General features: G+C 66.8%; 19 protein-coding genes. 14 read left to right on the top strand and 5 right to left on the bottom strand.

Annotated elements, in window-relative coordinates; translation table 11 throughout:
* Nucleotides 1-14: 14 nt before the first annotated feature.
* The 6 genes from ruvA (at nucleotide 15) to ACIQC0_RS08260 (ending at nucleotide 7,712) form a co-directional block, all read left to right on the top strand.
* Complete coding sequence (ruvA, locus tag ACIQC0_RS08285; RefSeq protein ID WP_400534121.1) at nucleotides 15-659, top strand: Holliday junction branch migration protein RuvA; 645 nt, start codon at nucleotides 15-17, stop codon at nucleotides 657-659.
* Nucleotides 652-1,737 carry a Holliday junction branch migration DNA helicase RuvB gene (gene ruvB / locus ACIQC0_RS08280; RefSeq protein ID WP_377216110.1) on the top strand — a complete coding sequence of 362 codons (1,086 nt, stop codon included), beginning with the start codon at nucleotides 652-654 and terminating at the stop codon, nucleotides 1,735-1,737. Before ruvA ends, ruvB begins: the two co-directional genes overlap by 8 nt.
* A gap of 137 nt (nucleotides 1,738-1,874) precedes the next feature.
* Nucleotides 1,875-2,321 (top strand): preprotein translocase subunit YajC, encoded by a 447-nt coding sequence (yajC, locus tag ACIQC0_RS08275; protein ID WP_377216111.1) that lies wholly within the window; start codon nucleotides 1,875-1,877, stop codon nucleotides 2,319-2,321.
* A gap of 97 nt (nucleotides 2,322-2,418) precedes the next feature.
* On the top strand, nucleotides 2,419-4,176 hold the full coding sequence (secD, locus tag ACIQC0_RS08270; protein WP_377216112.1) for a protein translocase subunit SecD: 1,758 nt from the start codon (nucleotides 2,419-2,421) through the stop codon (nucleotides 4,174-4,176).
* Nucleotides 4,176-5,192, top strand: coding sequence for a protein translocase subunit SecF (secF, locus tag ACIQC0_RS08265; RefSeq protein WP_377216113.1), 1,017 nt, complete (start codon nucleotides 4,176-4,178; stop codon nucleotides 5,190-5,192). The genes secD and secF overlap by 1 nt, the downstream gene beginning before the upstream one ends.
* A 129-nt stretch (nucleotides 5,193-5,321) precedes the next feature.
* Nucleotides 5,322-7,712, top strand: coding sequence for a RelA/SpoT family protein (locus tag ACIQC0_RS08260; RefSeq protein ID WP_377216192.1), 2,391 nt, complete (start codon nucleotides 5,322-5,324; stop codon nucleotides 7,710-7,712).
* On the opposite strand, the gene ACIQC0_RS08255 is transcribed toward ACIQC0_RS08260, so the two are convergent.
* From ACIQC0_RS08255 to ACIQC0_RS08245, 3 genes are all read right to left on the bottom strand, one after another.
* Entirely contained in the window at nucleotides 7,593-8,231 is a 639-nt protein-coding gene (locus ACIQC0_RS08255) for a type IV toxin-antitoxin system AbiEi family antitoxin (RefSeq protein ID WP_377216114.1), read from the bottom strand. The genes ACIQC0_RS08260 and ACIQC0_RS08255 overlap by 120 nt on opposite strands.
* A gap of 211 nt (nucleotides 8,232-8,442) precedes the next feature.
* Nucleotides 8,443-9,888, bottom strand: a complete 1,446-nt coding sequence (locus ACIQC0_RS08250; RefSeq protein ID WP_377216115.1) for a DUF349 domain-containing protein — start codon at nucleotides 9,886-9,888, stop codon at nucleotides 8,443-8,445.
* Between the two features lie 66 nt (nucleotides 9,889-9,954).
* Entirely contained in the window at nucleotides 9,955-10,761 is an 807-nt protein-coding gene (locus ACIQC0_RS08245; protein WP_400534109.1) for a peptidylprolyl isomerase, read from the bottom strand.
* A gap of 216 nt (nucleotides 10,762-10,977) precedes the next feature.
* Between ACIQC0_RS08245 and hisS the strand changes: the two genes are divergently transcribed.
* Nucleotides 10,978-12,345 carry a histidine--tRNA ligase gene (gene hisS / locus ACIQC0_RS08240; RefSeq protein ID WP_400534106.1) on the top strand — a complete coding sequence of 456 codons (1,368 nt, stop codon included), beginning with the start codon at nucleotides 10,978-10,980 and terminating at the stop codon, nucleotides 12,343-12,345.
* A 2-nt stretch (nucleotides 12,346-12,347) separates the two neighbouring features.
* Here the strand turns inward: hisS and ACIQC0_RS08235 are convergent, their stop codons facing one another.
* Nucleotides 12,348-13,607 (bottom strand): APC family permease, encoded by a 1,260-nt coding sequence (locus ACIQC0_RS08235; protein WP_377216118.1) that lies wholly within the window; start codon nucleotides 13,605-13,607, stop codon nucleotides 12,348-12,350.
* A gap of 105 nt (nucleotides 13,608-13,712) precedes the next feature.
* Here ACIQC0_RS08235 and aspS point away from each other — a divergent pair, with 105 nt between their 5' ends.
* A complete protein-coding gene (aspS, locus tag ACIQC0_RS08230; RefSeq protein ID WP_377216119.1) occupies nucleotides 13,713-15,503 on the top strand; it encodes an aspartate--tRNA ligase in 1,791 nt (596 codons plus the stop codon).
* Between the two features lie 109 nt (nucleotides 15,504-15,612).
* Complete coding sequence (locus ACIQC0_RS08225; RefSeq protein WP_377216120.1) at nucleotides 15,613-16,410, top strand: dioxygenase; 798 nt, start codon at nucleotides 15,613-15,615, stop codon at nucleotides 16,408-16,410.
* A gap of 21 nt (nucleotides 16,411-16,431) precedes the next feature.
* Here the strand turns inward: ACIQC0_RS08225 and ACIQC0_RS08220 are convergent, their stop codons facing one another.
* Nucleotides 16,432-17,106 (bottom strand): acVLRF1 family peptidyl-tRNA hydrolase, encoded by a 675-nt coding sequence (locus tag ACIQC0_RS08220; RefSeq protein WP_400534101.1) that lies wholly within the window; start codon nucleotides 17,104-17,106, stop codon nucleotides 16,432-16,434.
* Nucleotides 17,107-17,247: 141 nt separating this feature from the next.
* Between ACIQC0_RS08220 and ACIQC0_RS08215 the strand changes: the two genes are divergently transcribed.
* From ACIQC0_RS08215 to alaS, 5 genes are all read left to right on the top strand, one after another.
* Nucleotides 17,248-18,657, top strand: coding sequence for a replication-associated recombination protein A (locus ACIQC0_RS08215; protein WP_377216122.1), 1,410 nt, complete (start codon nucleotides 17,248-17,250; stop codon nucleotides 18,655-18,657).
* A gap of 170 nt (nucleotides 18,658-18,827) precedes the next feature.
* Nucleotides 18,828-19,454 carry a 30S ribosomal protein S4 gene (gene rpsD / locus ACIQC0_RS08210; RefSeq protein ID WP_066276228.1) on the top strand — a complete coding sequence of 209 codons (627 nt, stop codon included), beginning with the start codon at nucleotides 18,828-18,830 and terminating at the stop codon, nucleotides 19,452-19,454.
* A gap of 146 nt (nucleotides 19,455-19,600) precedes the next feature.
* Nucleotides 19,601-19,975: a DUF948 domain-containing protein gene (locus ACIQC0_RS08205; RefSeq protein WP_377216123.1), complete on the top strand. Its 375-nt coding sequence runs from the start codon at nucleotides 19,601-19,603 to the stop codon at nucleotides 19,973-19,975.
* Between the two features lie 19 nt (nucleotides 19,976-19,994).
* A complete protein-coding gene (locus ACIQC0_RS08200) occupies nucleotides 19,995-20,225 on the top strand; it encodes a DUF6167 family protein (RefSeq protein WP_377216124.1) in 231 nt (76 codons plus the stop codon).
* A gap of 118 nt (nucleotides 20,226-20,343) precedes the next feature.
* On the top strand, nucleotides 20,344-23,022 hold the full coding sequence (gene alaS / locus ACIQC0_RS08195) for an alanine--tRNA ligase (protein ID WP_377216125.1): 2,679 nt from the start codon (nucleotides 20,344-20,346) through the stop codon (nucleotides 23,020-23,022).
* Nucleotides 23,023-23,025 lie beyond the last annotated feature (3 nt).

Genomic DNA, 23,025 nt, shown 5'->3' with positions numbered 1-23,025 from the left:
CCAGGAGCCAGGCCTTGATCAGTTTCCTCCGCGGAACAGTGGCGCACGTGGGCCTGTCCACGGCCGTCATCGACCTCAACGGCGCAGGGATGAGCGTCAACGCCACGCCGCAGACCCTCAGCGGGCTGCGCGTCGGCGAGGAAGGCCAGCTGTTCACTTCCCTGATCGTGCGGGAGGATTCGCTCACCCTTTTCGGTTTTGCGTCCGACGACGAACGGGAAGTTTTCGACGTTCTGCTCAGTGTGAGCGGGGTTGGGCCGCGCCTGGCCCTGGCAGTCCTCGCCGTCCACGAGCCCGAGGCCATCCGGGTGGCCGCACACAGCGGCGACAGCAAGACATTCACCAAGGTCCCGGGAATTGGGCCCAAGGTGGCCGGACGTATCGTCCTTGAACTGGCTGGAAAGCTGGTGCCGCACGGCACGGCCGGGACAGCTGCCGCTCCGACGGCCGCCGAAGCATCCTGGAAACCCCAGGTGGTTGCCGCCATGACCAGCCTGGGCTGGTCCGAGAAGGACGCGTCGGGCAGCATCGACAAGGCGCTGGCCGAAGAACCGGAGGTTTCGTTCCGCGGCAACGTCCCCGAAATCCTGCGCACCACCCTCCGGTGGCTCGGCCAGGACGGGGCGCGTGCCGGCAACCGCGTAGGCAGCCGTGGCTGAACCGTCCCTGGTGGCTGCCGGGGAGGAGCCGGAAGAGCGGGCGATCGAGGCCGCTCTCCGGCCCAAGAACCTGGACGATTTTGTGGGCCAGCACCGCGTGCGCAAACAGCTGTCGCTGGTGCTGCAGGCCTCCCGGATGCGCGGACGCAGCGCAGACCATGTGCTGTTCTCCGGCCCGCCCGGCCTCGGCAAGACCACCCTGGCGATGATTGTCGCCGCCGAAATGAATGCACCCCTGCGCATCAGCAGCGGCCCGGCCATCCAGCACGCCGGCGACCTGGCCGCCATTCTCTCCTCCCTGTCCGAGGGGGAGGTGCTGTTCCTCGACGAAGTCCACCGGATGTCCCGGCCCGCCGAGGAAATGCTCTACATGGCCATGGAGGACTTCCGGGTGGACATCGTGGTGGGCAAGGGCGCCGGCGCCACAGCCATTCCCCTCGAGCTGCCTCCGTTCACCCTGGTCGGCGCCACCACCCGCGCCGGCCTGCTGCCGGGTCCGCTGCGCGACAGGTTCGGGTTCACCGGCCACCTGGAGTTCTATTCGGTGCCGGAGCTGGAACTCGTGCTTCGCCGCTCCGCGGGACTGCTCGACCTGAAGGTCAACTCCGCCGGCTTCAGCGAGATCGCCGGCCGGTCCCGGGGTACGCCCCGTATCGCCAACCGCCTCCTGCGCCGCGTGCGGGACTGGGCCCTGGTCCACGGCGTTGAACAGATCGATGCCCGCTCTGCGTCTGCCGCGCTGGATATGTACGAGGTGGACAAGAAGGGCCTGGACCGCCTGGACCGCGCGGTCCTCGATGCCCTGATCACCAAGTTCGGGGGCGGCCCGGTGGGCCTGTCCACCCTGGCCATCGCCGTCGGCGAAGAAACCGAAACCGTGGAAACGGTGGCCGAACCGTTCCTGGTCCGCGAAGGACTGCTGGGCCGGACGCCGCGGGGCAGGATCGCCATGGCCGCTGCCTGGACCCACCTGGGCTACGCTGTCCCGCCGGGACGCTTCGGCCAGGAGCAGCTGGAACTTTTCGAACCGAACGGGAGCGACGCCGCGGCGGAGGACTGGGCCACGGAGGGCCAATAGGGCTTACCTCCAGCTTTCCCTTTAGACTGGTATGACGCTCGGCACGTTTCGGGTCTCATCCGGCTGCCGCCGCCACCTGCGGGCCGCGCCGGAGTCATCATCAGGCTAGTAAAAGAATGGATTTTCCCTTGGACCCAATGTCAATTCTCCTGTTCGTCATGCTCGGCGTCTTCATTTTTATGATGTTCCGCCGCAACAAGAAGGCGCAGCAGCAGCAGGCGGAACTCCAGTCGAAGTTCGGGCCCGGCGTTGAGGTCATGACCAGCTTCGGGCTGTTCGGGCACATCGTGGCCATCGATGATGCAGAGAACAAAGTGACCCTCGAGCTGTCTCCCGGTAACCTCGCCACCGTGCACCGCCAGGCTGTCACCAAGATCGTGGAACCGACCACCGCCGCAGAGCCCGTTGCCGCCGCTGAGCCCACCGTGGGTGCTGAGTCGTCCGTGACCCCCGTCCCCAACGACGCGTCCTCCCTTACGGAGACAGAGTCCCGCACGACGGCGGCCCCGCTGAACCCTTCAGCCGTGGAGACTCCGGAGGAAACCCTCAAGCGCCTGAACGACGAGGGCAAGAAGGACAACTAGTCCACCGCCCGGCACCACCTCTGCCGCTGCGGTTCGCCGCCGGTGCACACCCCGGCAGGCACCGGCGGTTCTTCCGTGAATGAGAGAAAGATCGACAATGGCACGAACTGGCCCTAAGAAACCAGGACTTCGGGTCCTGGTGTGGCTCGGCGTCATCATCGCCGCGCTGACCGCTGTCCTGGCCGGCGGCACAATGTCCGGGCAGGCCAGCTGGGCGCCCAAGCTGGCCCTTGACCTGGAAGGCGGAACCCAGATGATCCTGGCGCCCCGGGTCGAGGGCGGTTCTGACATCAACGAGGAACAGCTGAACCAGGCCGTTGCGATTATCCGCCAGCGTGTGGACGGCTCCGGCGTGGCCGAAGCTGAAATCAGCACGCAGTCCGGCCGGAACGTCGTGGTCAGCCTGCCGGGCACGCCCTCATCGGAGACCCGTGAACTGATCCAGGCCTCCGCGGACATGAACTTCCGGCCTGTGCTCCTCAACGGGGACGGCGCCGCCGTGCCCGAAGAGTCCCGGACACCCGCGGACCAGCTTCCCAAGCCCACGGCTGAGCCGGCGAACAGCAGCGACACCAACTGGATCACCGCCGAGGTCTACCAGCAGTTCGAGGCGCTCGACTGCAACAGCCCGGAAGCCGAAAAGGCGGAGCGGTCCGACCCCGCCAAGCCCCTGGTAACGTGTGAACCGGCCACGGAGACCACGCCGGCGATCAAGTACATCCTCGGCCCGGTGGAGGTCAAGGGCAGCAACATCGTCAGCTCCTCTTTCCAGCTGCAGGCCGGCGCCCAGGGCGCCGTCACCAACCAGTGGGCCGTCAACATCCAGTTCGACGGCGAGGGCACCGAAAAGTTCAAGGCCGTCACCGAACGCCTGAACCAGTTCTACGTGGCAGCCGGCGGCGAGTCCGGCACCGACCCGAAGGCGCAGTTCGCCATTGTCCTGGACGACCAGGTCATCTCCGCACCCCGGGCGCTGGCCGTAATTACGGACGGCCGTCCGCAGATCACCGGCGGTTTCACCGAGCAGACTGCCAAGGCGCTCTCCGACCAGCTCCGCTTCGGCGCGCTGCCCATCAGCTTCGAGATCCAGAGCGAGCAGCAGATCTCCGCAACCCTTGGCGGGGAGCAGCTCCGCATGGGTCTCCTTGCCGGCCTTATCGGCCTGCTGCTGGTGGTGGTGTACTCCCTGTTCCAGTACCGGGCCCTGGGCTTCGTGACCATCGCCTCGCTGGCCGTCGCCGGTGTCCTGACCTACCTGGCCATCGCCATCCTGGGCTGGACGGAGAACTACCGACTGTCCCTCGCCGGCGTGGCGGGCATCATCGTGGCCATCGGCCAGACGGCCGACTCGTTCATCGTGTACTTCGAACGCATCCGCGATGAGCTGCGCGACGGGCGTGGCCTGGTCTCCGCCGTCGAAAACGGCTGGAAGCGCGCCAAGCGGACTGTCCTCGCCTCCAAGGCAGTCAACCTTCTTGCCGCACTGGTGCTCTACTTCGTCGCGGTGGGCAACGTCCGTGGCTTCGCCTTCACCCTCGGCCTGACGGCGATTGCCGACCTGATTGTCGTGTTCATGTTTACCCACCCGACCCTGCAGCTCCTGGCCCGCACCAGGTTCTTCGGTGAGGGCCACAAGCTGTCCGGACTCGACCCGGAGCGGCTTGGCGCCGTCCCGCTGTACCGGGGCGCCGGCCGCCTGCGCACGCCGGAGTCCCGGCCCGTGGTCGCCCGCGCCAAGAACACCGGCGCCGCGGCTGAAGCGGAGCGCCGGATGACCATCGCCGAGCGCCGCATGGCGGAAAAGCAGGAGCAGCTCGCAGGCTCTGCGAAGTCCGCCGCGAAGGAGACCAAATAATGCCCAGTTTCGCCACCTTCGGCAACGAGCTTTACACCGGTAAGCGCTCCTACAACTTCGTTGACAGCAAGAAAATCTGGTTCCTCATCGCGGCCGTGGCGGTCGCCTTGTCCATCATCATCCCGGTCGCCAAGGGCGGGTTCAACCTCGGGATCGAGTTCCGGGGCGGCTCCGAGTTCACCGTCTCAAACGTCCAGACCAAGGATGCCGCGGTGGGTGAAAAGGCGGTCACGGACGTAGTTCCCGGCAGTGTCCCGCGCGTGGCCAACGTGGCCGGCACCACCATGCGGATCCAGACGGACAAGCTGACCGACGACGAGACCCTCCGCATCAAGGAAGGCCTCACCACCGCCTACGGCGTGACCGATAACGAGGTAACATCAACGTTCGTGGGCCCCACCTGGGGCGCGGATGTCACGAAGCAGGCCCTGATCGGCCTGGTCATCTTCGTGATTTTGGCAGCAGTGCTCATGGCGCTGTACTTCCGGACCTGGAAGATGTCCCTATCGGCGATCGCCGGCATGGCCGTGACCATGTTTATCACCGCAGGGGTGTATGCGCTCAGCGACTTCGAAGTGACGCCCTCGGCCATCATCGGCTTCCTGACCGTGCTCAGCTACTCGCTGTACGACACTGTGGTGGTCTTCGACAAGATTCGCGAAAATACCGCAGAAATCGACACTTCCACGCGGAGGACCTTCGGCGAGGAGGTCAACCTGGCCGTGAACCAGACCCTGGTGCGCTCCATCAACACCATGATGGTGGCAATCCTGCCGGTCGGCGCCATCCTGTTCATCGGGGCCGGCCTCCTCGGGGCCGGTACGCTGCGGGATCTGTCGCTGGCACTGTTCGTGGGCATCCTCATCGGCACTGCGGCGACGATCTTCGTGGCCGCTCCGATGTACGCCTGGCTGCGCGAACGCGAACCAAACCTGGTCAGGCAGGCCAAGCGGGTGGCCCAGCGCCGCGCCGGCTCGGCGGACCGTTCCGCTGCCGCGGAGCCTGCAGGGACCTGACCCTTGCGCACGGCCCGGGCCGGTGTTTCACTGACGCCGCCCGGGCCGTGCGGCGTTTAACGGCCGGTTACGGATGTCTCCGCCGTGAGGAATAGACTGAAGTAATTAAACGTGGTGAGGGGTACTTCATTGGAAGAACGTTCGTCGTCGGCGCCAACGGCCCAGGGCGGCCAGGGTCCTGCCGGTCCGCAGACCGGTGCGGCCGGGCCTGCGCGTCCCGGACCGTTCGTGCCGGTGGACAACTCCGGGCAGCGGCCCACTTTCCCGGGCCGCCGGGAGCGGACCCGGTCACGCCTTGCGCGGCTCACCGGACGCAGCACCGCCACGTACTCGCCGATCCTGGAGCCGCTGCTCCGGACCGTCCGGGCCAACAATCCCAAAGAGGATTTCGACCTCATCCAGCGTGCCTTCGATGTCGCGGAACGCAGCCACCGCGGGCAAAAGCGCAAGAGCGGCGACCCCTACATCACGCACCCGGTGGCGGTCGCCACCATCCTGGCCGAACTGGGGCTCTCCGGAACCACTCTGGCAGCCGCACTCCTGCACGACACGGTGGAGGATACGTCCTATACGCTCGCTGACCTCAAACGGGATTTCGGACCAGAGGTTGCCATGCTGGTGGACGGCGTCACCAAGCTGGACAAAGTCAGCTTCGGCGAAGCCGCGCAGTCCGAAACCGTACGCAAAATGGTCGTGGCCATGGCCAAGGACATCCGGGTCCTGATGATCAAACTCGCGGACAGGCTGCACAATGCCCGCACGTGGCGCTTCGTCTCCGCTGAGTCCTCGGCCCGGAAGGCTCGGGAGACTCTCGAAATCTTTGCGCCGCTGGCCCACCGGCTCGGCATGAACACCATCAAGTGGGAGCTGGAGGATCTTTCCTTCGCTGCGCTCTACCCCAAGGTGTACGAGGAGATCGTCCGGATGGTGGGGGACCGCACTCCGGAACGGGAAAAGAGCCTCGGCGTCATTCGCGACCAGATCGCTGAAGACCTGCGCGCTGCCCGGATCAAGGCAACCATCACCGGCCGGCCCAAGCACTACTACTCCATCTACCAAAAGATGGTGGTGCGGGACAAGGATTTCGACGACATCAACGACCTCATGGGCGTGAGGGTGTTGGTGGACTCAGTCCGTGACTGCTACGCGGCGCTTGGAACCATGCATTCGCGCTGGAACCCGCTGCCCGGCAGGTTCAAGGATTACATCGCGATGCCGAAGTTCAACATGTACCAGTCACTGCACACCACAGTGATCGGACCGGGCGGCAAGCCGGTGGAGATCCAGATTCGTACGCATGAGATGCACCGCCGCGCAGAGTACGGTGTGGCCGCCCACTGGAAGTACAAGGACCAGCCCAATCGCACAGCGGTCGGCCCCGGAAGTCCCCGCGACGGCGACATGGGCTGGCTGCGCTCCCTCGTGGACTGGCAGCAGGAGACCTCCGACCCAGGTGAGTTCCTGGACTCGCTGCGCTTCGAGATCAACGCCCGCGAAGTCTTCGTGTTCACTCCCAAGGGTGAGGTCATGGCCCTCCCGGCCGGTTCCACCCCCGTGGATTTCGCCTACGCAGTGCATACGGAAGTGGGCCACCGCACCATCGGTGCGCGGGTCAACGGGAAACTGGTCCCGCTGAACAGCGAGCTCAACCACGGCGACTGGGTGGAAATCTTCACCTCGAAGGCCGAGGGCGCAGGCCCCAGCCAGGACTGGCAGCACTTCGTCAAGAGCGCACGTGCACGGAACAAGATCCGCCAGTGGTTCAGCAAGGAACGCCGCGAGGAAGCGATCGACCGCGGCAAGGAACTCCTGACCCGGGCCATGCGGAAGCAGAACCTGCCGCTGCAGCGCCTGATGACCCACGAGGCCCTGGCCGCGGTGGCCGAAGAGTTCAAGTACGTCGACATCTCCGGGCTCTACGCCGGCGTCGGTGACGGGCATACCTCGGCACAGTCCGTCATGGAGAAGCTCGTCGAAAGCCTGGGCGGCAACGAAAGCCCCGACGACGACATTACCGAAGTCAGTGTTCCCACCCATGTCAGCAAGGCCAAGTTCTCCGACTCCGGCGTGGTGGTTCGCGGCGTGGGCGATGTCTGGGTCAAGCTGGCGCGGTGCTGCACCCCGGTTCCGCCGGATCCGATCCTGGGCTTCGTGACCAGGGGCTCCGGCGTGTCGGTGCACCGCACCGACTGCACCAACATCTCGGACCTCAAGGACCAGCCGGACCGCATCGTGGACGTGGACTGGGCACCCACGCAGTCCAGCGTGTTCCTGGTGGAGATCCAGGTCGAAGCGCTGGACCGCAAGTCCCTCCTGTCAGACGTCACCAGGGTCCTCTCCGAGAACCATGTGAACATCCTGGCCGCCAGCGTCCACACCTCGACGGACCGCGTGGCCATCTCAAAGTTTGCCTTCGAGATGGGCGACCCCAAGTACCTCAGCCACGTCCTGAGCGCCGTGCGCCGGATCGACGGTGTCTTCGACGTCTACCGCACCACTGGTAACAAGCGGAGGAGCTAACCGGGCGAGCTTGTCCAGGGCGGCGAGTTTGTGGGGTACCCGCGGGGTTGCCTCGATGGCCAGCACCAGCAGCCGAAGCCGGACGTCCTGCTGCGGCCGGGCCAGGAGACTTGCCAAGGCGGGAAGCGCCAGCCTGGCTTCCACGTGGAGGGCGATGTCCAGGGCGGTCCGCAGGGGACTTGAGACCATAAGCCCGCCCAGGCTAACCACGTCCATCGGTCCCAGCCTGACCTCGTGCAGCGTGCAGCCGCGGGTGTTGCGCAGGCCGGAGACGCGGCGCTTGGCGTCCACCAGCAGCGCCAGCCTGTCCGGTTCCGCGGCGCAGCCGTAGATCCAGGCCGCCGTCATCCGCCCCGCAACCACCCGCTGGCGCACCTGCGGCGGGACGGAGCCCGCCGCAGCCCGGGCCCGGAGCTGGGCCGAGTGCCTGGCGTCAGGCAGGGTGAAGCCGTTCTGGTGCAGCCGGGTGAGCACGCCGTCCGCTGCCAGGGACTGGAGCTCCGGCGGGCTGAAGGGCATTCCGGGAGCGTACAATTCCGGAAAGCGCTGTACCGGCGGCTCGGCGGCCGGAAGCGTTTCCGTGCGGGCTCCTGCAGATGGAGGGAGCGGACGGTGTGCCATCCCCCCATCCTGCCGCGGAAGCTTCAACAGCGTCAGGCCCGGTTCCGGTTATGTGGATAACCGGAACCGGGCCTGCCGGAGGTCCTCCCGCACCAGGGAGGAAAGGACGTCAGGCCAGTTCGCTGGCCGAGCGCTGAATCTGGTCGAGCCAGGCCTGGCGGGCTTCGAGCGCCTCGCGGGCAGCGGCGATCTTCCGCTGATCCCCGGTCTTCTCCGCAGCCACCAAATCCTCCTGGAGTCCTGCGATGGCTGATTCGAGCTGGGACAGGGCGCTGTTGGTGCGTGCCTTGCGTTCAGGGTTGGAACGCTGCCACTGCTCGTCCTCGGCCTGCTTGACGGCGTCCTCCACCTTCCGCAGCCCGGCTTCGATCCGGCCCATGTCCGCCCGGGGTACCTTGCCGGCTTCTTCCCAGCGGTCCCGCACGGACTGCAGTGCCTTCTTGGCAGCGGCCAGGTCCTTGACCGGGAGGATGGCGTTGGCCTCGGCCAGCAGCGCTTCCTTCACGGTGAGGTTCGCGGCGTATTCCTGGTCGATTTCGTCGTTGGCGGCCTGGCGCGAGGTGAAGAACACATCCTGCGCGGCTCGGAACCGTGCCCACAAGGCGTCATCATCCTTGCGGCTGGCACGCGGCGAGGCCTTCCACTGGTCCATGAGCCGGCGGTACTCGCCGGCGGCAAAGCCCCAGTCCGTAGATGAGGACAGTGCCTCGGCTTCGGCGATCAGCTTCTCCTTGGCGGCCTTGGCAGCGGAGTTGTTGCTGTCCAGCTGGGAGAAGTAGGCCCGGCGGTGCCGGTCGAACACGGTGCGGGCGGCGCGGAACCTCTTCCACAGCGCATCTTCGTTGCTGCGGCCCAGACGGACGCCGCTCTTCTGGGCGGCCTTCCAGTTCTCGAACAGCTCGTTCATTCGGGCGCTCGAGGTCTTCCACTGCGTCTGGGCCGGGTCCTGGCCGGAGATCTGCTCGGCCTCGGCCACGATCGCCTCGCGGGCAGCCAGCTCCGACGCGCGGACGGCGTCATGCTCGGCCTTTTCAGCTTGCTCCAGCTCAGTGATCTGGCCTTCGAGCTTGTCCAGGCGCGCTTCTGCCGCGCGGAGGTCACCCACCATGTTCCGCTCTGCGAGCTGTTCACGCAGGTGGCTAACGGTCTTCTGCATGTCGGTGCTGGGGGCCTTGGAGCCAACGCGCTGTTCCAGCAGCACGATCTGCGCGACGACGTCGTCATACTTCCGTGCGAAGTAGGCCAGAGCTTCCTCATCACTCACGCCGGGGTACTGGCCCACGGGATGCTCGCCGCCGTCGATGGTCAGGAAGACGTGCCCGTCGCCTTCAACGCGGCCCCACTTGGCGGCCTCTTCCGGCGAAGTGGCCGGAGGCGCCTGGACCGGGGCGGCGGCAGGAGCTGCGGCAGCGGGCTTGGGCCGGGAGGCGAAAGCCTTGGGTGAGGGCGCTGCGGGCCGGGGCACCGGGGACGGAGCGGGTGCTGGAGCCGCAGGGGCCGCCGCCCCTTCGGACGCGTCTGTTGCTGTTTCGTCGGATTTCTGACTGTCTGTCACCGCTAAAAGTCTTTCGCTTGGAGGGAAATACTCACGTACTGCACCGTAGCCGCTCGGCCAGGCTTCCTACTTCAGAGAAAACGAGTCTATCGTGACTGGTTCCACAGGTGCGCCGTCTGTTGCACTGCCGCCCGGCGTGATTCCAGCGGCCGCAATATTGGCGACCGTATCCAGCCCGGAGGTCACCCTGCCCACCACGGTGTAGCCGCCTGCACTGTCTGCAGGAATGACCGTGTCTTTGTAAACGATAAAGAACTGGGTGCCATTGCCGTACGTGTTGTTTCCGCTGCGTGCCACGGCGATGGTGCCTGCCGGGTAGGCATTGTCCTCCGGCGTGTTTTCCAGGGGACCCCATCTGTAGCCGGCATCGCCTTCACCGGTGCCGTCGGACGACCCGCACTGAAGTAGCGCAAACGACTCGCCGGTGGTCAACCGGTGGCAGGTTTTGCCGGAATAGAACCCTTCATCGCTGAGGGACTTGAAGACGGCAGCGGCCTGCGGCGCCTTGGTGCCGTCCAGTTCAACGCCGAGCGCAGTTCCGTTAAGGACGAGCTCGCCGGTGAAGGTCTTGCCGGCAGCCGTGTCGGCGGCGGGGATGTTGGCAGCGTTCGTGGCCTGGACAGAGGGATCGGCGGAGGCAGACGGCCCGGCAAGGTCGGCCTGCGCGGCGGCGAATTCTTCCTCCGAGGGGTTACCGGCGAAGGCCGTGAGCTGGAGGACGACGGCGAGCACGACGGCCGCCGTGCCGGCGCCGGCGGCGATGACATTGTCGCGTTTGCGCCGCTTTTCCTGGTCCCTCCGCAGCTCACGCTTGGCTTCCATCTGCTGGATGCGCCGTTTTGTCTCGCGCGCGCTGCGTGAACTGGCCGCCAAGGGTCCTCCTCGTAGTAGTGCTGCGCGCCCGCCGTTCCGGCCGCCCGCAGTTCCCTGTCCAGCCAGCGCACATGCCTGCCGTATTAGAGATGCCGGCTGAAGGCGCATAAACTGACTGCCGCACATAGTTTATGCATGACTGGCTGGACAGCTCCGCCGCGGACCGTTTTCGGAGGCCGGCAGTGTCCCGGCAGCCTTCACCAAGAGGAGAACTCCATGGCACGCAGCGCCTCCCTGTCCGGATTCCCTGAGTGGCTTCCCGAGGAGCGGCTGGTGGAGCTGCACGTCCTGGACACGCTGCGCCGGGTATTCGAACTGCACGGCTTCAGTTCAATCGAGACGCGCGCGGTGGAAACCGTCGGGCAGCTCCTGCGCAAGGGCGAGATTGACAAAGAGGTGTACGGCCTCAGCCGCCTGCAGGAGGATGAGAGCGACAACCCCGTTAAAGGGGGCAAGGCGGACCCGCATGCCCTGGCCCTGCACTTCGACCTCACGGTGCCTTTTGCCCGCTACGTCGTGGAGAACGCCGGCTACCTCGCGTTCCCGTTCCGGCGCTACCAGATCCAGAAGGTGTGGCGCGGTGAGCGCCCCCAGGAGGGACGGGCCCGGGAATTCACGCAGGCGGACATCGATGTAGTGGGCGACGGCGACCTTCCCTTCCGTTACGACGTCGAGATCGCACTGGTCATCGCAGAGGCCCTCAGCGCGCTGCCCATTCCCGACTTCCGCCTGCGGATCAACAACCGCAAGCTGGCCGAGGGCTTCTACCGCGGTATCGGGCTGACGGATACGGCAGGGGTGCTGCGGAGCATCGACAAGCTGGAAAAGGTGGGGCCGGCCAAGGTTGCCGAGCTGCTGCGGGAAGAGCTGGGAGCCACCATGGAGCAGGCGGAGAAGGCCCTGCAGTTGGCTGGTATCCGTACCGAAGACACGTCCTTCGTGGCGCAGGTGCGCGCCCTGGGCGTCACCAATGAGCTCCTGGAGGAAGGCCTGTCCGAGCTCGAACAGGTCATCACCGCCGCCGTGCAGCGCGCGCCGGGCAAAGTCCTGGCCGACCTCAGCATCGCCCGCGGCCTGGACTACTACACGGGCACCGTGGTGGAAACCGTCCTGGTGGGTCACGAGCAACTGGGCTCGATCTGCTCCGGCGGCCGCTACGATGCCCTCGCGTCGAAAGGAAACCGCAAGTTCCCGGGGGTGGGCCTGTCCATCGGCGTCACCCGACTGGTCTCGAGGATCCTCAGCCAGGAACTCGCGAAGGCATCGCGGTCGGTGCCCACAGCAGTGCTGGTGGCGCTGACGCATGATGACAGCTGGGACGCCGCCCAGGACGTCGCGGCGCTGCTGCGCAGCCGCGGCATTCCCACCGAGGTGGCGGCGAAGGCGGAGAAGTTCGGCAAGCAGATCAAGTTCGCGGACCGCCGCGGCATCCCCTTCGTCTGGTTCACGGACGACGACGGCACGCACCAGGTCAAGGACATCCGCACCGGCGAGCAGGTGGCCGCAGCCCCCGAGACCTGGATGCCGCCGTCTGAAGACCTCGCCGTGCAGGTTGCCACCACCGTCACCGCAGCGGTGTTCTGAAACTAGCGCCGAAAGCGCAGCACCAGCCAGCGGCCGGCCACGCCGCCGGCAAGAACCGCGGCCATGGTTGCCACGGACGCCGGCGGCAGCGTAAAAGCCAGCAGCAGGCAGCCCAGGAACCCGGCAGCGTTCAGCCACTTGGGCGCGAAGCCGGGGTGCGGATGGAGTGTGAACGCGGCGGCGTTGGCGACCGCATAGTAGACCAGAACGCCGAAGCTGGAGAAGCCCACCACGGTCATGACATCCACGCTGACCAGCAGCAGGATGACGACGGCGGCCACGGCAAGTTCCGCGGCGAAAGGCACCCGGTGGCGTGTCCCCACCCTGGCGAGCGGCGAGGGGAGGTCGCGTTCCCGGGCCATGGCCAGAGTGGTGCGCCCGACGCCGGTGATCAGGGCCAGGAGGGCGCCCAGGCAGGCTGCTGCGGCTCCGGCCTGGACCACGGCAGCGCCGGCGGCAAGGTGTGAGTTCAGCACTGCATCCAGCAGCGGGGTCCGGGACGCCGCCAGCAGGCCGTCGCGGAGGTGGTTCTGCAAGAGCAGTGCCAGCCCCAGGTAGATGGCGAAAGCCGCGGTCAGCGCGGCCAGGATGGCCCGTGGGATGGAACGTGCCGGGTCCTTGACCTCCTCACCCAGCGTGGCGATCCGCGCATAACCGGCGAAAGCGAAGAACATCAGGCCCGCCGCGGTGAGGATACCCCCGGGTGCCGCCGCGCCGCCGTCGTACGATCCCTGCATTACCTCCGCTCCGCCGGAGGGGTGCGGACCGATGACGGCGGCAGCGGCTACGAAGGCGAGGGTGGCCAGCACCACGGCGAGCAGGATGCGGGTCAGCAGCGCGGTGCGGGTGATGCCCAACAGGTTGACCCCGGTAAGCGCAACGACGGCAGCGATGGCCACGGGCACGGCGTACCCGGGCGCCACATAGTTGCCGAACGTCAGCGCCATGGCGGCGCAGGACGCCGTCTTCCCGGTGACGAAGCCCCAGCCGGCAATGAAGCCGGGCCACGGCCCCAGCCGCTCCCGGCCGTAAACGTATGTTCCTCCGCTGGTGGGGTATCGCGCAGCCAATGCCGCGGACGCCACGGCGTTGCAGTAGGCCACGGCCCCTGCCAGGAGCACGGAAACGGCCAGCATGGTGCCGGCCAATGCCGCTGCGGGGCCGAAGACCACGAACACGCCCGCGCCCAGCATGGAGCCCAGGCCGATGATCGTGGCGTCGGCAGTGCCGAGCCTCCGCTGCAGCTGCGGATGTGCGCCCATGCGGGGACCGTGCCTTTCAAGCGGGTAAACTCAGACGGGATCGTTCCTGGACGATCCTATTTAATTTCCACTGATTTCCTGCTGTCGTCTCTAGAAAGGCGTGCTGTGCTGCGCACACATGACCTCGGATCCCTTCGTTCCGAGAACATTGGACAAACCGTAACCCTGGCCGGCTGGGTTGGCCGACGCCGCGATCACGGTGGCGTGGCATTTGTTGATCTCCGTGACGCGTCCGGCGTGGCCCAGGTGGTGGTCCGCGAGGAAGAGGTCTTCCACGGCCTGCGCAACGAGTACGTCCTGCAGGTCACCGGCACCGTCTCCAAGCGGCCCGCCGGCAATGAGAACCCCGCACTCGCCACCGGCGACATCGAAGTCATCGCCGAGGACGTCACCGTCCTGAACACCTCGGAAGCGCTGCCGTTCCAGATCGACGAGCACGTGGAGGTGGGGGAGGAAGCGCGCCTCAAGCACCGTTACCTGGACCTCCGCCGTCCGGGCCCGGCACGCAACCTCCGCCTGCGCTCCGAGGCGAACCGGGTGGCCCGCGAACTGCTGCACCAGGACGGCTTCGTGGAGATCGAAACGCCCACGCTGACGCGTTCGACGCCGGAAGGTGCCCGTGACTTTGTGGTTCCGGCACGCCTGGCGCCGGGTTCCTGGTACGCCCTGCCGCAGTCTCCGCAGCTTTTCAAGCAGCTCCTGCAGGTTGGCGGCTTTGAGAAGTATTACCAGATAGCCCGCTGCTACCGTGACGAGGACTTCCGCGCGGACCGCCAGCCCGAGTTCACCCAGCTGGACATCGAGGCGAGTTTCGTGGACCAGGACGACATCATCAGCCTGGGCGAGAACCTGGTCAAAGCGCTCTGGAAGCTGATCGATGTGGAGATTCCCACGCCCATCCAGCGGATCACCTATGCGGACGCCATGGCGCGCTATGGCTCCGACAAGCCGGACCTGCGCTTCGGCCAGGAGCTCACCGAGCTCACGGAGTTCTTCAAAGACACCAACTTCGGCGTGTTCAAGGCCCCTTATGTCGGTGCCGTGGTGATGCCGGGCGGCGCTTCACAGGCGCGCCGCGCACTCGATGCATGGCAGGAATGGGCCAAGCAGCGCGGCGCCAAGGGCCTCGCCTATGTCCTCTACAAGGAGGACGGCGAGCTGGCCGGTCCCGTGGCCAAGAACCTTACGGACGCCGAACGTGCCGGCTTGGCCGAGGCCGTCGGCGCCAAGCCGGGCGACTGCATCTTCTTCGCTGCCGGCGAGAAGACCCCGTCCCGCGCCCTGCTGGGTGCAGCCCGCGTGGAGATCGGCCACCGTACCGGCCTGATCAACCCGGACGACTGGGCCTTCTGCTGGGTGGTGGACGCGCCGATGTTCGAGCCTGCCGCCGCGGCCGTTGCCTCCGGTGACGTTGCCGTCGGCGCCGGCAAGTGGACCGCCGTGCACCACGCGTTCACCTCACCCAAGCCCGAGTTCCTGGACACCTTCGACAAGGACCCGGAGTCTGCGCTGTCCTACGCGTACGACATCGTCTGCAACGGCAACGAAATCGGCGGCGGTTCCATCCGTATCCACCAGCGCGACGTCCAGGAGCGTGTGTTCGAACTCATGGGCCTGGACCGTGCGGACGCCCAGACCAAGTTCGGGTTCCTGCTGGAAGGCTTTAAGTTCGGTGCGCCGCCGCACGGTGGCATCGCTTTCGGCTGGGACCGCGTCGTTGCCCTGCTGGCCGGCGTCGAGTCAATCCGCGACGTCATTGCTTTCCCCAAGACCGGCAATGGCTACGATCCGCTGACCCAGGCTCCGGCTCCCATCACCGCGCAGCAGCGCAAGGAAGCGGGTGTGGACTTCAAGCCCCAGGCCAGGCCCGAGGAAAAGAAGACCGAAGGCAAGTAAGGCCCGTAGACCTTCGAAAAGCTCCCCGCTGCCGGCATGGTTCGGCGGCGGGGAGGTCTTTTAAACCCCACGCTTGAAGCTTCAAGTAAACTTGGATATCCTTGTTTGCATGACGCAAACACTTGGCCTTCCCCCGGTACTCTTCCTCAGCCACGGCGCCCCGCCCCTTGCGGATGACGCCACCTGGACCCGCCAGCTGGCGGACTGGTCAGGGACGTTTGGGAAGCCCAAGGACATCCTGATGGTGTCGGCGCACTGGGAAAACGCCCCCGTTTCGCTCAGTGCCACCACCCGTAGTCCCGGCCTGGTCTATGACTTTGGCGGGTTCGCGCCGAAGTACTACCAGGTGCAGTACAACGCCCCGCAGGCGCCGGAGCTCGGCGCCGAGGTGGAGCGGCTGGTGGCCGGCCGCGGATACCACGTGGACCGCGACGAGAGCCGCGGCCTGGACCATGGCGCGTACGTTCCCCTGAAGGAGATGTACCCTGACGCGGACGTTCCCGTGGTGCAGATGTCCATGCCTACGCTGGATCCGCAGGGCCTCTTTGCGCTGGGTACCTCCCTGGCCCCGTTGCGCGAGCGCGGAACGCTGATTGTCGGTTCCGGCTTCACTACGCACAACCTGCGCTGGTTCAACCCGGCCGGCGGACCTGACGTCGCGCCGCCGTCGGCCTCCAGCGAATTCGACCACTGGGCGGAGGAGGCCATGACCCGCGGCGATGTTGACGCCATCCTGGACTTCATGAAGAAGGCGCCTGCCGCCCGCGAGGCGCACCCGCGCAGCGAGCACTGGGCTCCGCTTTACGTCGCCCTCGGTGCGGCGTACGGCTCCGGGAATATCGAGGCGAAGACCGCCATCGACGGGTTCTGGTACGGCCTGTCCAAGCGGTCCTGGACCCTGAACTAATAGGCGCAATTACGGGCTGAGTCAGTCCCCGCCGGGCCCGTCGGTCACCTGGACCCGCACGGAGCAGGCGTCGCCGGCAGCCTTAAGGACGACGGCGGCACGCGGCTCGGGTACGTCCAGCCAGGCCAGCCTGGGCGCACCCGAGTAGTCCCGCAGGGCCGGGTGCGCCAGGACCTGCTCCGCGAGCGTCCGGTCGCCGCCGGGCGCAAGGTACTCGAACGGCGGGGCGGAGCCGAACAGCGCTGCTGCCTGGGCGGCAACGGCATCCACCAGCGCATCAGCCTGATTTCCGCGGCGGCGGGCAAAGCGCTGCTGGGACTGGCCGCCCGCGGACGTGCGTCCCTGAACGTACCGGGTTCCCGCCTTGCTGGCCAGTAGCCTGCCCTCGGAGGTTACTCCTATGCCGTAGCCTCCCCGCCGCACCAGCAGCAGCCCAACCTGGCGCGGCTGGGAAGCCAGCGAGGCCAGCCGCTCCAGGACGTCCGCTCCGCGCCCCGGCCGGCCGTCCACTGGCCATGGCGGCTGGAGCAGCGCCGCGGTGCCGTCGGCCGCCAGAAGCCGCACGCCGTCGTCGTCATCGCTGACAGACCAGCCGCCATGGGCGCTGCCAAAGCGCGCCGCCCAGCCCGGCAGCCGGGCGCCGGGCACGAACGTAGTGCGCACGGACGGCGGGCGCGCGCCCCGGGCTGCGGACATGTCGGCCTCCTCTTCTGTACGTCCCCTCCGCGGGATGGCACTTCGCGGCAGTGTTACTTCACAACATTGCTGTGAACTGCCATCCCGCGGGGGAGGGCTGTCGGCGCGGGCCGAATGATTGACTGCAAGTAGCCTATCTATGTGGATGATCTCTTCGGGCAGGATGCTGGCGACGACGACGGGCCGGACGGTGGCGCCAAACCCGGCGCAGGCAGCGGTACTGCTCCGCGCAGCCCCCTCGCAGTCCGCATGCGGCCGCGCAACCTCGACGAGGTGGTGGGCCAGCAGCACCTGCTGGGCCACGGCTCGCCGCTCCGCCAGCTGGCGGCAGGCGCGGAGGCCGCGGGGCCAGCCGGGCCGGCCTCACTGATCCTGTGGGGACCGCCCGGGACGGGCAAGACCACCCTGGCCCACGTGATCGCCAGGGGCCCGGGCCGCAAGTTCGTGGAGCTGTCCGCCATTACCGCCGGCGTGAAGGACGTCCGGCGCGTCATGGACGATGCCCTCACGGCCCGGGACCTTTACAAGACCACCACCGTCCTGTTCCTGGACGAGATCCACCGCTTCAACAAGGCGCAGCAGGACGCCCTGCTGCCCGGCGTTGAGAACCGCTGGGTGGTGCTGGTGGCCGCAACCACGGAAAACCCCTCCTTCTCGGTGGTGTCCCCGCTGCTCTCCCGGTCCCTGCTGCTGACGCTCAAGCCGCTCACTGATGCCGACATCGAAGGACTCCTGCTCCGTGCTGTCCAGGATCCGCGTGGCCTGGACGGCAAGGTCGAGCTCTCCGGCGAAGCCCTGGCACACCTGGTCCGGCTCTCCGGCGGTGACGCCCGGCGCGCGCTGACCGCCCTGGAGGCCGCTGCCGGCGTCGCGTTTGGCGACGCCGATGACGCCGCCGTCGGCGATGGCGCTCCCGTGAACGTCGAACTTAAGCACACCGAACGTGCCCTGGACGTCGCCGCCGTTCGTTACGACCGCGCCGGGGACCAGCACTACGACGTGGCCAGCGCGTTCATCAAGTCCATCCGCGGCTCGGACGTGGACGCGGCACTGCACTACCTGGCCCGCATGCTGGAGGCGGGGGAGGACCCCCGCTTCGTGGCACGGCGGATCGTGATTTCTGCGGCGGAGGACATCGGCATGGCGGACCCCACCGCCCTGCAGACCGCGGTGGCCGCAGCCCAGGCAGTGCAGCTGATCGGCATGCCGGAGGGCCGGATCATCCTGGCCGAGGCTGTGGTCCACCTGGCCACCGCCCCCAAGTCCAACGCCGCATATCTCGGGATCAACAAGGCCATTGCGGATGTCCGCGCCGGGCTGGGCAATGGTATTCCCGCCCACCTGCGCGACTCGCACTATCCGGGGTCCAAGCAGCTGGGGCACGGGCTCGGCTACAAGTATGCCCATGACGCCCCGCACGGCGTGGCCACCCAGCAGTACCCGCCGGACGACCTGGTGGGCAAGGACTACTACCAGCCCACGGCCAACGGCGCCGAACGGGACATCGCGGTACGGCTGGAGCGGCTGCGGAAGATTATCCGCGGCACATAGGCGCCGTGGTAGGATAGATGTTTGTCTGGCAAGGCACGGACGCACAATCCCCTTGAATTTCTTCAAGTAGGTTATGCCCTGCGCCCAGTAGCAAAAGGCAGCGGTTGGCCGATGCTCTCCATCGTGGAGGCCAGTAACACTGACACACCGCAGATATTGGAAGGACACAAGTGGCTAACAACACTCGTGCTCGCCGTCAGGCCCGCCTCTCGCGGTCCCTCGGCATTGCTCTGACCCCCAAGGCCGCCAAGTACATGGAGCGCCGCCCGTACGGCCCCGGTGAGCACGGCCGCGCCCGCAAGAAGCAGGACTCCGACTACGCCGTACGTCTGCGCGAAAAGCAGCGTCTGCGCGCCCAGTACGGCATCCGCGAAGCACAGATGACCCGTGCCTTCGAAGAAGCCCGCCGCACCAAGGGCCTGACCGGTGAGAACCTCATCGAACTGCTCGAAATGCGTCTTGACGCCCTGGTCCTGCGTGCCGGCTTCGCCCGCACCATCGCCCAGGCCCGCCAGCTTGTTGTGCACCGCCACATCATGGTTGACGGCGTCCGCGTCGACCGCCCGTCGTTCCGCGTCGGCGAGGGCCAGCTGGTCCACGTCCACAGCCGCAGCGAGACCATGGTTCCGCTCCAGGTTGCAGCAGCCGGCGCCCACCGCGACGTGCTGCCCGCCGTTCCGGCCTACCTGGACGTCAAGCTGGAGGCACTGCAGGCCCGCCTGGTCCGCCGCCCCAAGCGCTCCGAGGTTCCCGTGACCTGCGAAGAGCAGCTCGTCGTCGAATTCTACGCACGCTAAATCCCAGCAGCGTATCCAAAGAAGCCCGTGGCAAGCGCCGCGGGCTTCTTTGTATGTAAGGTACTTGGGGGACATCTGCGGCGAAGCCCTTTTCGGGGCGCGCCGCGGTGATGCCGATCCACAGGATTTCGAGGAGATGAACGTATATGTCTGGTGGCGATATTGCCGGCCTGATCGCTGCCGGGGTGTTTGCGCTCCTGGTGCTGCTGCTGGCAGTGCCCATCATGAAACTGGGCAGGGTGTTCGACGAGGTGCGCACCGCCATCCGGTCGCTCAGTGACGGGGCCACTCCACTCATGGATGAGGTGACGGCCACCGTCTCCACCACCAACCAGCAGCTCAAGAAGGTGGACGGGATCTCATCCAACGTCTCTGACGCCTCGGCGAACCTGTCTGCACTTTCTTCACTGGTTGCCGCCACCATGGGATCGCCGCTGATCAAGGTCGCGGCCTTCAGCTACGGCGTCCGGACCGCGCTGGCCAACCGTAAGAAGCCCGCTACCGGCCGCCGCAGCCGCTGAACCACGGAAGAGACAGACCATGAAAAGACTTGTCTGGATGGGAATTGGCGTGGCTATCGGAGTCATCGCCTTCAAGAAAGTGACCGAAGCCCAGTCCAATCTTGGACCGGAAGGCCTGAACCGGGCCGTGGGCCGGCTTGCGGACGGCATTTACGACTTCGCCGATGCGGTGCGGGCCGGCATGCATGAGCGGGAGTCCGACCTCCGCTCGGCCCTGGGCGTCGAGCCAGCGGACGCGGCCCGCCGCTGACCGCCCTGGCCGCCACCCCCGGCAGGCCGGAAGCAAACCGGCAGGACCATCCTTGGGCCTGCCAATGAACGATCAATCCGTGCAGGTGCGCGGACCAAGAAGGGTAAGAAGACAGCACATGAAGTCGCAGGAGATTACGAAGCGCTGGGTGGACTTTTTTGTCAGCAAGGGCCACACGGCGGTTCCGTCCGCGTCGCTGGTATCCAGCGACCCCTCGCTGCTGTTCACGGTGGCCGGCATGGTGCCGTTCATCCCGTACCTCACTGCCCGTGAGGAAGCCCCCTACTCGCGCGCCACCAGCGTCCAGAAGTGCATCCGCACCGGCGATATCGAAGAAGTGGGCAAGACGGCCCGCCACGGCACCTTCTTCCAGATGTGCGGCAACTTCTCCTTCGGCGACTACTTCAAGGAAGACGCCATCAGGTTCGCCTGGGAACTGCTCACCAAGAGCGTTGACGACGGCGGCTACGGCCTCGCGCCGGAACGCCTCTGGGTCACCGTGTACCAGGAGGACGACGAGGCTGCCGAACTGTGGCTGAAGAACACCGGCGTCCCGGCAGAACGCATCCAGCGGATGGGCAAGTCGGACAACTATTGGCACACCGGCCAGCCCGGCCCGGCGGGCCCGTGCTCGGAGATCTACTACGACCGCGGCCCGGCCTACGGCGTTGAAGGCGGCCCCCTCGCCGACGAGACCCGCTATATCGAGATCTGGAACCTCGTGTTCATGCAGTACCAGATCGACAACGTCCGCTCCAAGGAAGACTTCGATGTGCTGGGGGAGCTGCCCAAGCGCAACATCGACACCGGCCTGGGCATGGAACGCCTCGCCATGATCCTCCAGGGCGTCGAGAACATGTACGAGACCGACCAGGTGCGTCCTGTCATCGACAAGGCAGCCGAGCTCTCCGGCAAGGAATACACGTCCGCAGAGTCCGATGACGACCCGCACCACACGGATGATGTCCGGATGCGCGTCGTGGCCGACCACATCCGCTCCGCGCTGATGCTCATCTCCGACGGTGTCACCCCCTCCAACGAGGGCCGCGGCTACGTGCTGCGCCGCCTGATCCGCCGCGCCGTTCGCTCCATGCGCCTTCTGGGCGTCGAGCAGGCCTGCCTGCCGGAGCTGCTGCCGGCCTCGCGGGACGCCATGAAGGGTGTCTACCCCGTGGTGGAAACCGATTTCGACCGCATCAGCCGGATCGCCTACGCCGAAGAAAAGGCGTTCCTGCGCACCATCGCCTCCGGCACTGCACGGCTTGAAGACGCGGTCCGCGAGTCCAAGGCGGCCAACCGCCCGTTGTCCGGCTCGGACGCGTTCACGCTGCACGACACCTACGGTTTCCCGATCGACCTCACCCTCGAAATGGCAGAGGAAGCGGGCCTGAAAGTGGACGAGGCGGCGTTCCGGAGCCTCATGCAGGAACAGCGGCAGCGCGCCCAGGCCGACGCCAAGGGCAAAAAGGGCGGCCACGCCGACCTCAGCGCCTTCCAGGAGATCCTCGCCCAGGGCGAAACTATCTTCACCGGCTACACAGAGCTCGACGGCGAATCCCGGGTCCGCGGGATCCTCACCAACGGACTTCCGGTACAGCAGGCGTCCACGGGCGACGAAATCGAACTGGTGCTCTCCGAGACGCCGTTCTACGCCGAGGCCGGCGGGCAGGCAGCGGACACCGGCCTGATCACGGGCGACGGCTTCGTCGTCGAGGTCCTGGACGTCCAGCGTCCGCTGAAGGGCCTGAGCGTCCACAAGGCCATTGTCCGCGAGGGCGAAATTGCGTCCGACGCCCTGGTGCGTGCCGCCGTCGACCGCGAACGGCGCCATGCCGCAGAGCAGGCGCACACCGGCACCCACATTGTCCACGCTGCACTGCACCAGATCCTGGGGCCGGAAGCCACCCAGCGCGGCTCCTTCAACAAGGCCGGCTACCTGCGCTTCGACTTTGCCTGGGGCGAAGGCCTGAGCACGGCCACCCGGTCCGAAATCGAGGAAGTCTCCAACCTCGCCATTCGCAACAACTTCCGGGTGGAAACCAAGGTCATGGGCCTGGCCGAGGCGAAGGCACTGGGCGCCATGGCGCTGTTCGGCGAGAACTACGGCAGCGAGGTCCGCGTCGTGGAAATCGACGGCGCTTGGTCCCGCGAGCTCTGCGGCGGTACGCACGTGGCCAACACGTCCCTTATCGGCAGCCTCTCGCTGCTCGGCGAACAGTCGGTGGGTTCTGGAAACCGCCGCGTCGAGGCCTTCGTGGGCATGGATGCCTTCCGCCACCTTGCTGCCGAGCGTGCCCTGGTGACGGAACTGACGGAGATGCTGAAGGTTCCCTCCGGCCAGCTGGCCGACCGCATCGCCACCACCTTGTCCAAGTTGAAGGCCACGGAAAAGGAACTGGACCGGCTGCGCAAGGAACAGCTGGCCGCTTCGGCAGCGCAGCTGGTGGGCAGCGCCAGGGACGCCGCCGGCGTCAGCGTGATTGCGCACGACGCCGGGACCGTCAGCGGTGCGGATGATCTTCGCGGGCTCGCCCTGGACCTGCGCAACCGGCTCGGTTCCGCCGCGGCAACGGTGGCGGTAGCGGGTGTGGCGAACGGCCGTCCCATGGTCCTGGTGGCCACCAATGAGGCTGCCCGCGAATTCGGTGTCAAGGCGGGTGCGCTGGTACGCCTGGCCGCCGGTGTTCTCGGCGGCGGTGGCGGCGGCAAGGACGACGTGGCCCAGGGCGGCGGAACCGACGCGACGAAGGTTCCCGCTGCCCTCACCGCCATTGTCGACGCCATCTCGGCCCGCTAAACC

This window comes from Pseudarthrobacter sp. NPDC092419, assembly GCF_044755045.1.
GTDB lineage: Bacteria > Actinomycetota > Actinomycetes > Actinomycetales > Micrococcaceae > Arthrobacter.
The sequence above is the reverse complement of the archived record's forward strand: the minus strand, read 5'-3'. Positions and strand labels throughout refer to the sequence as shown.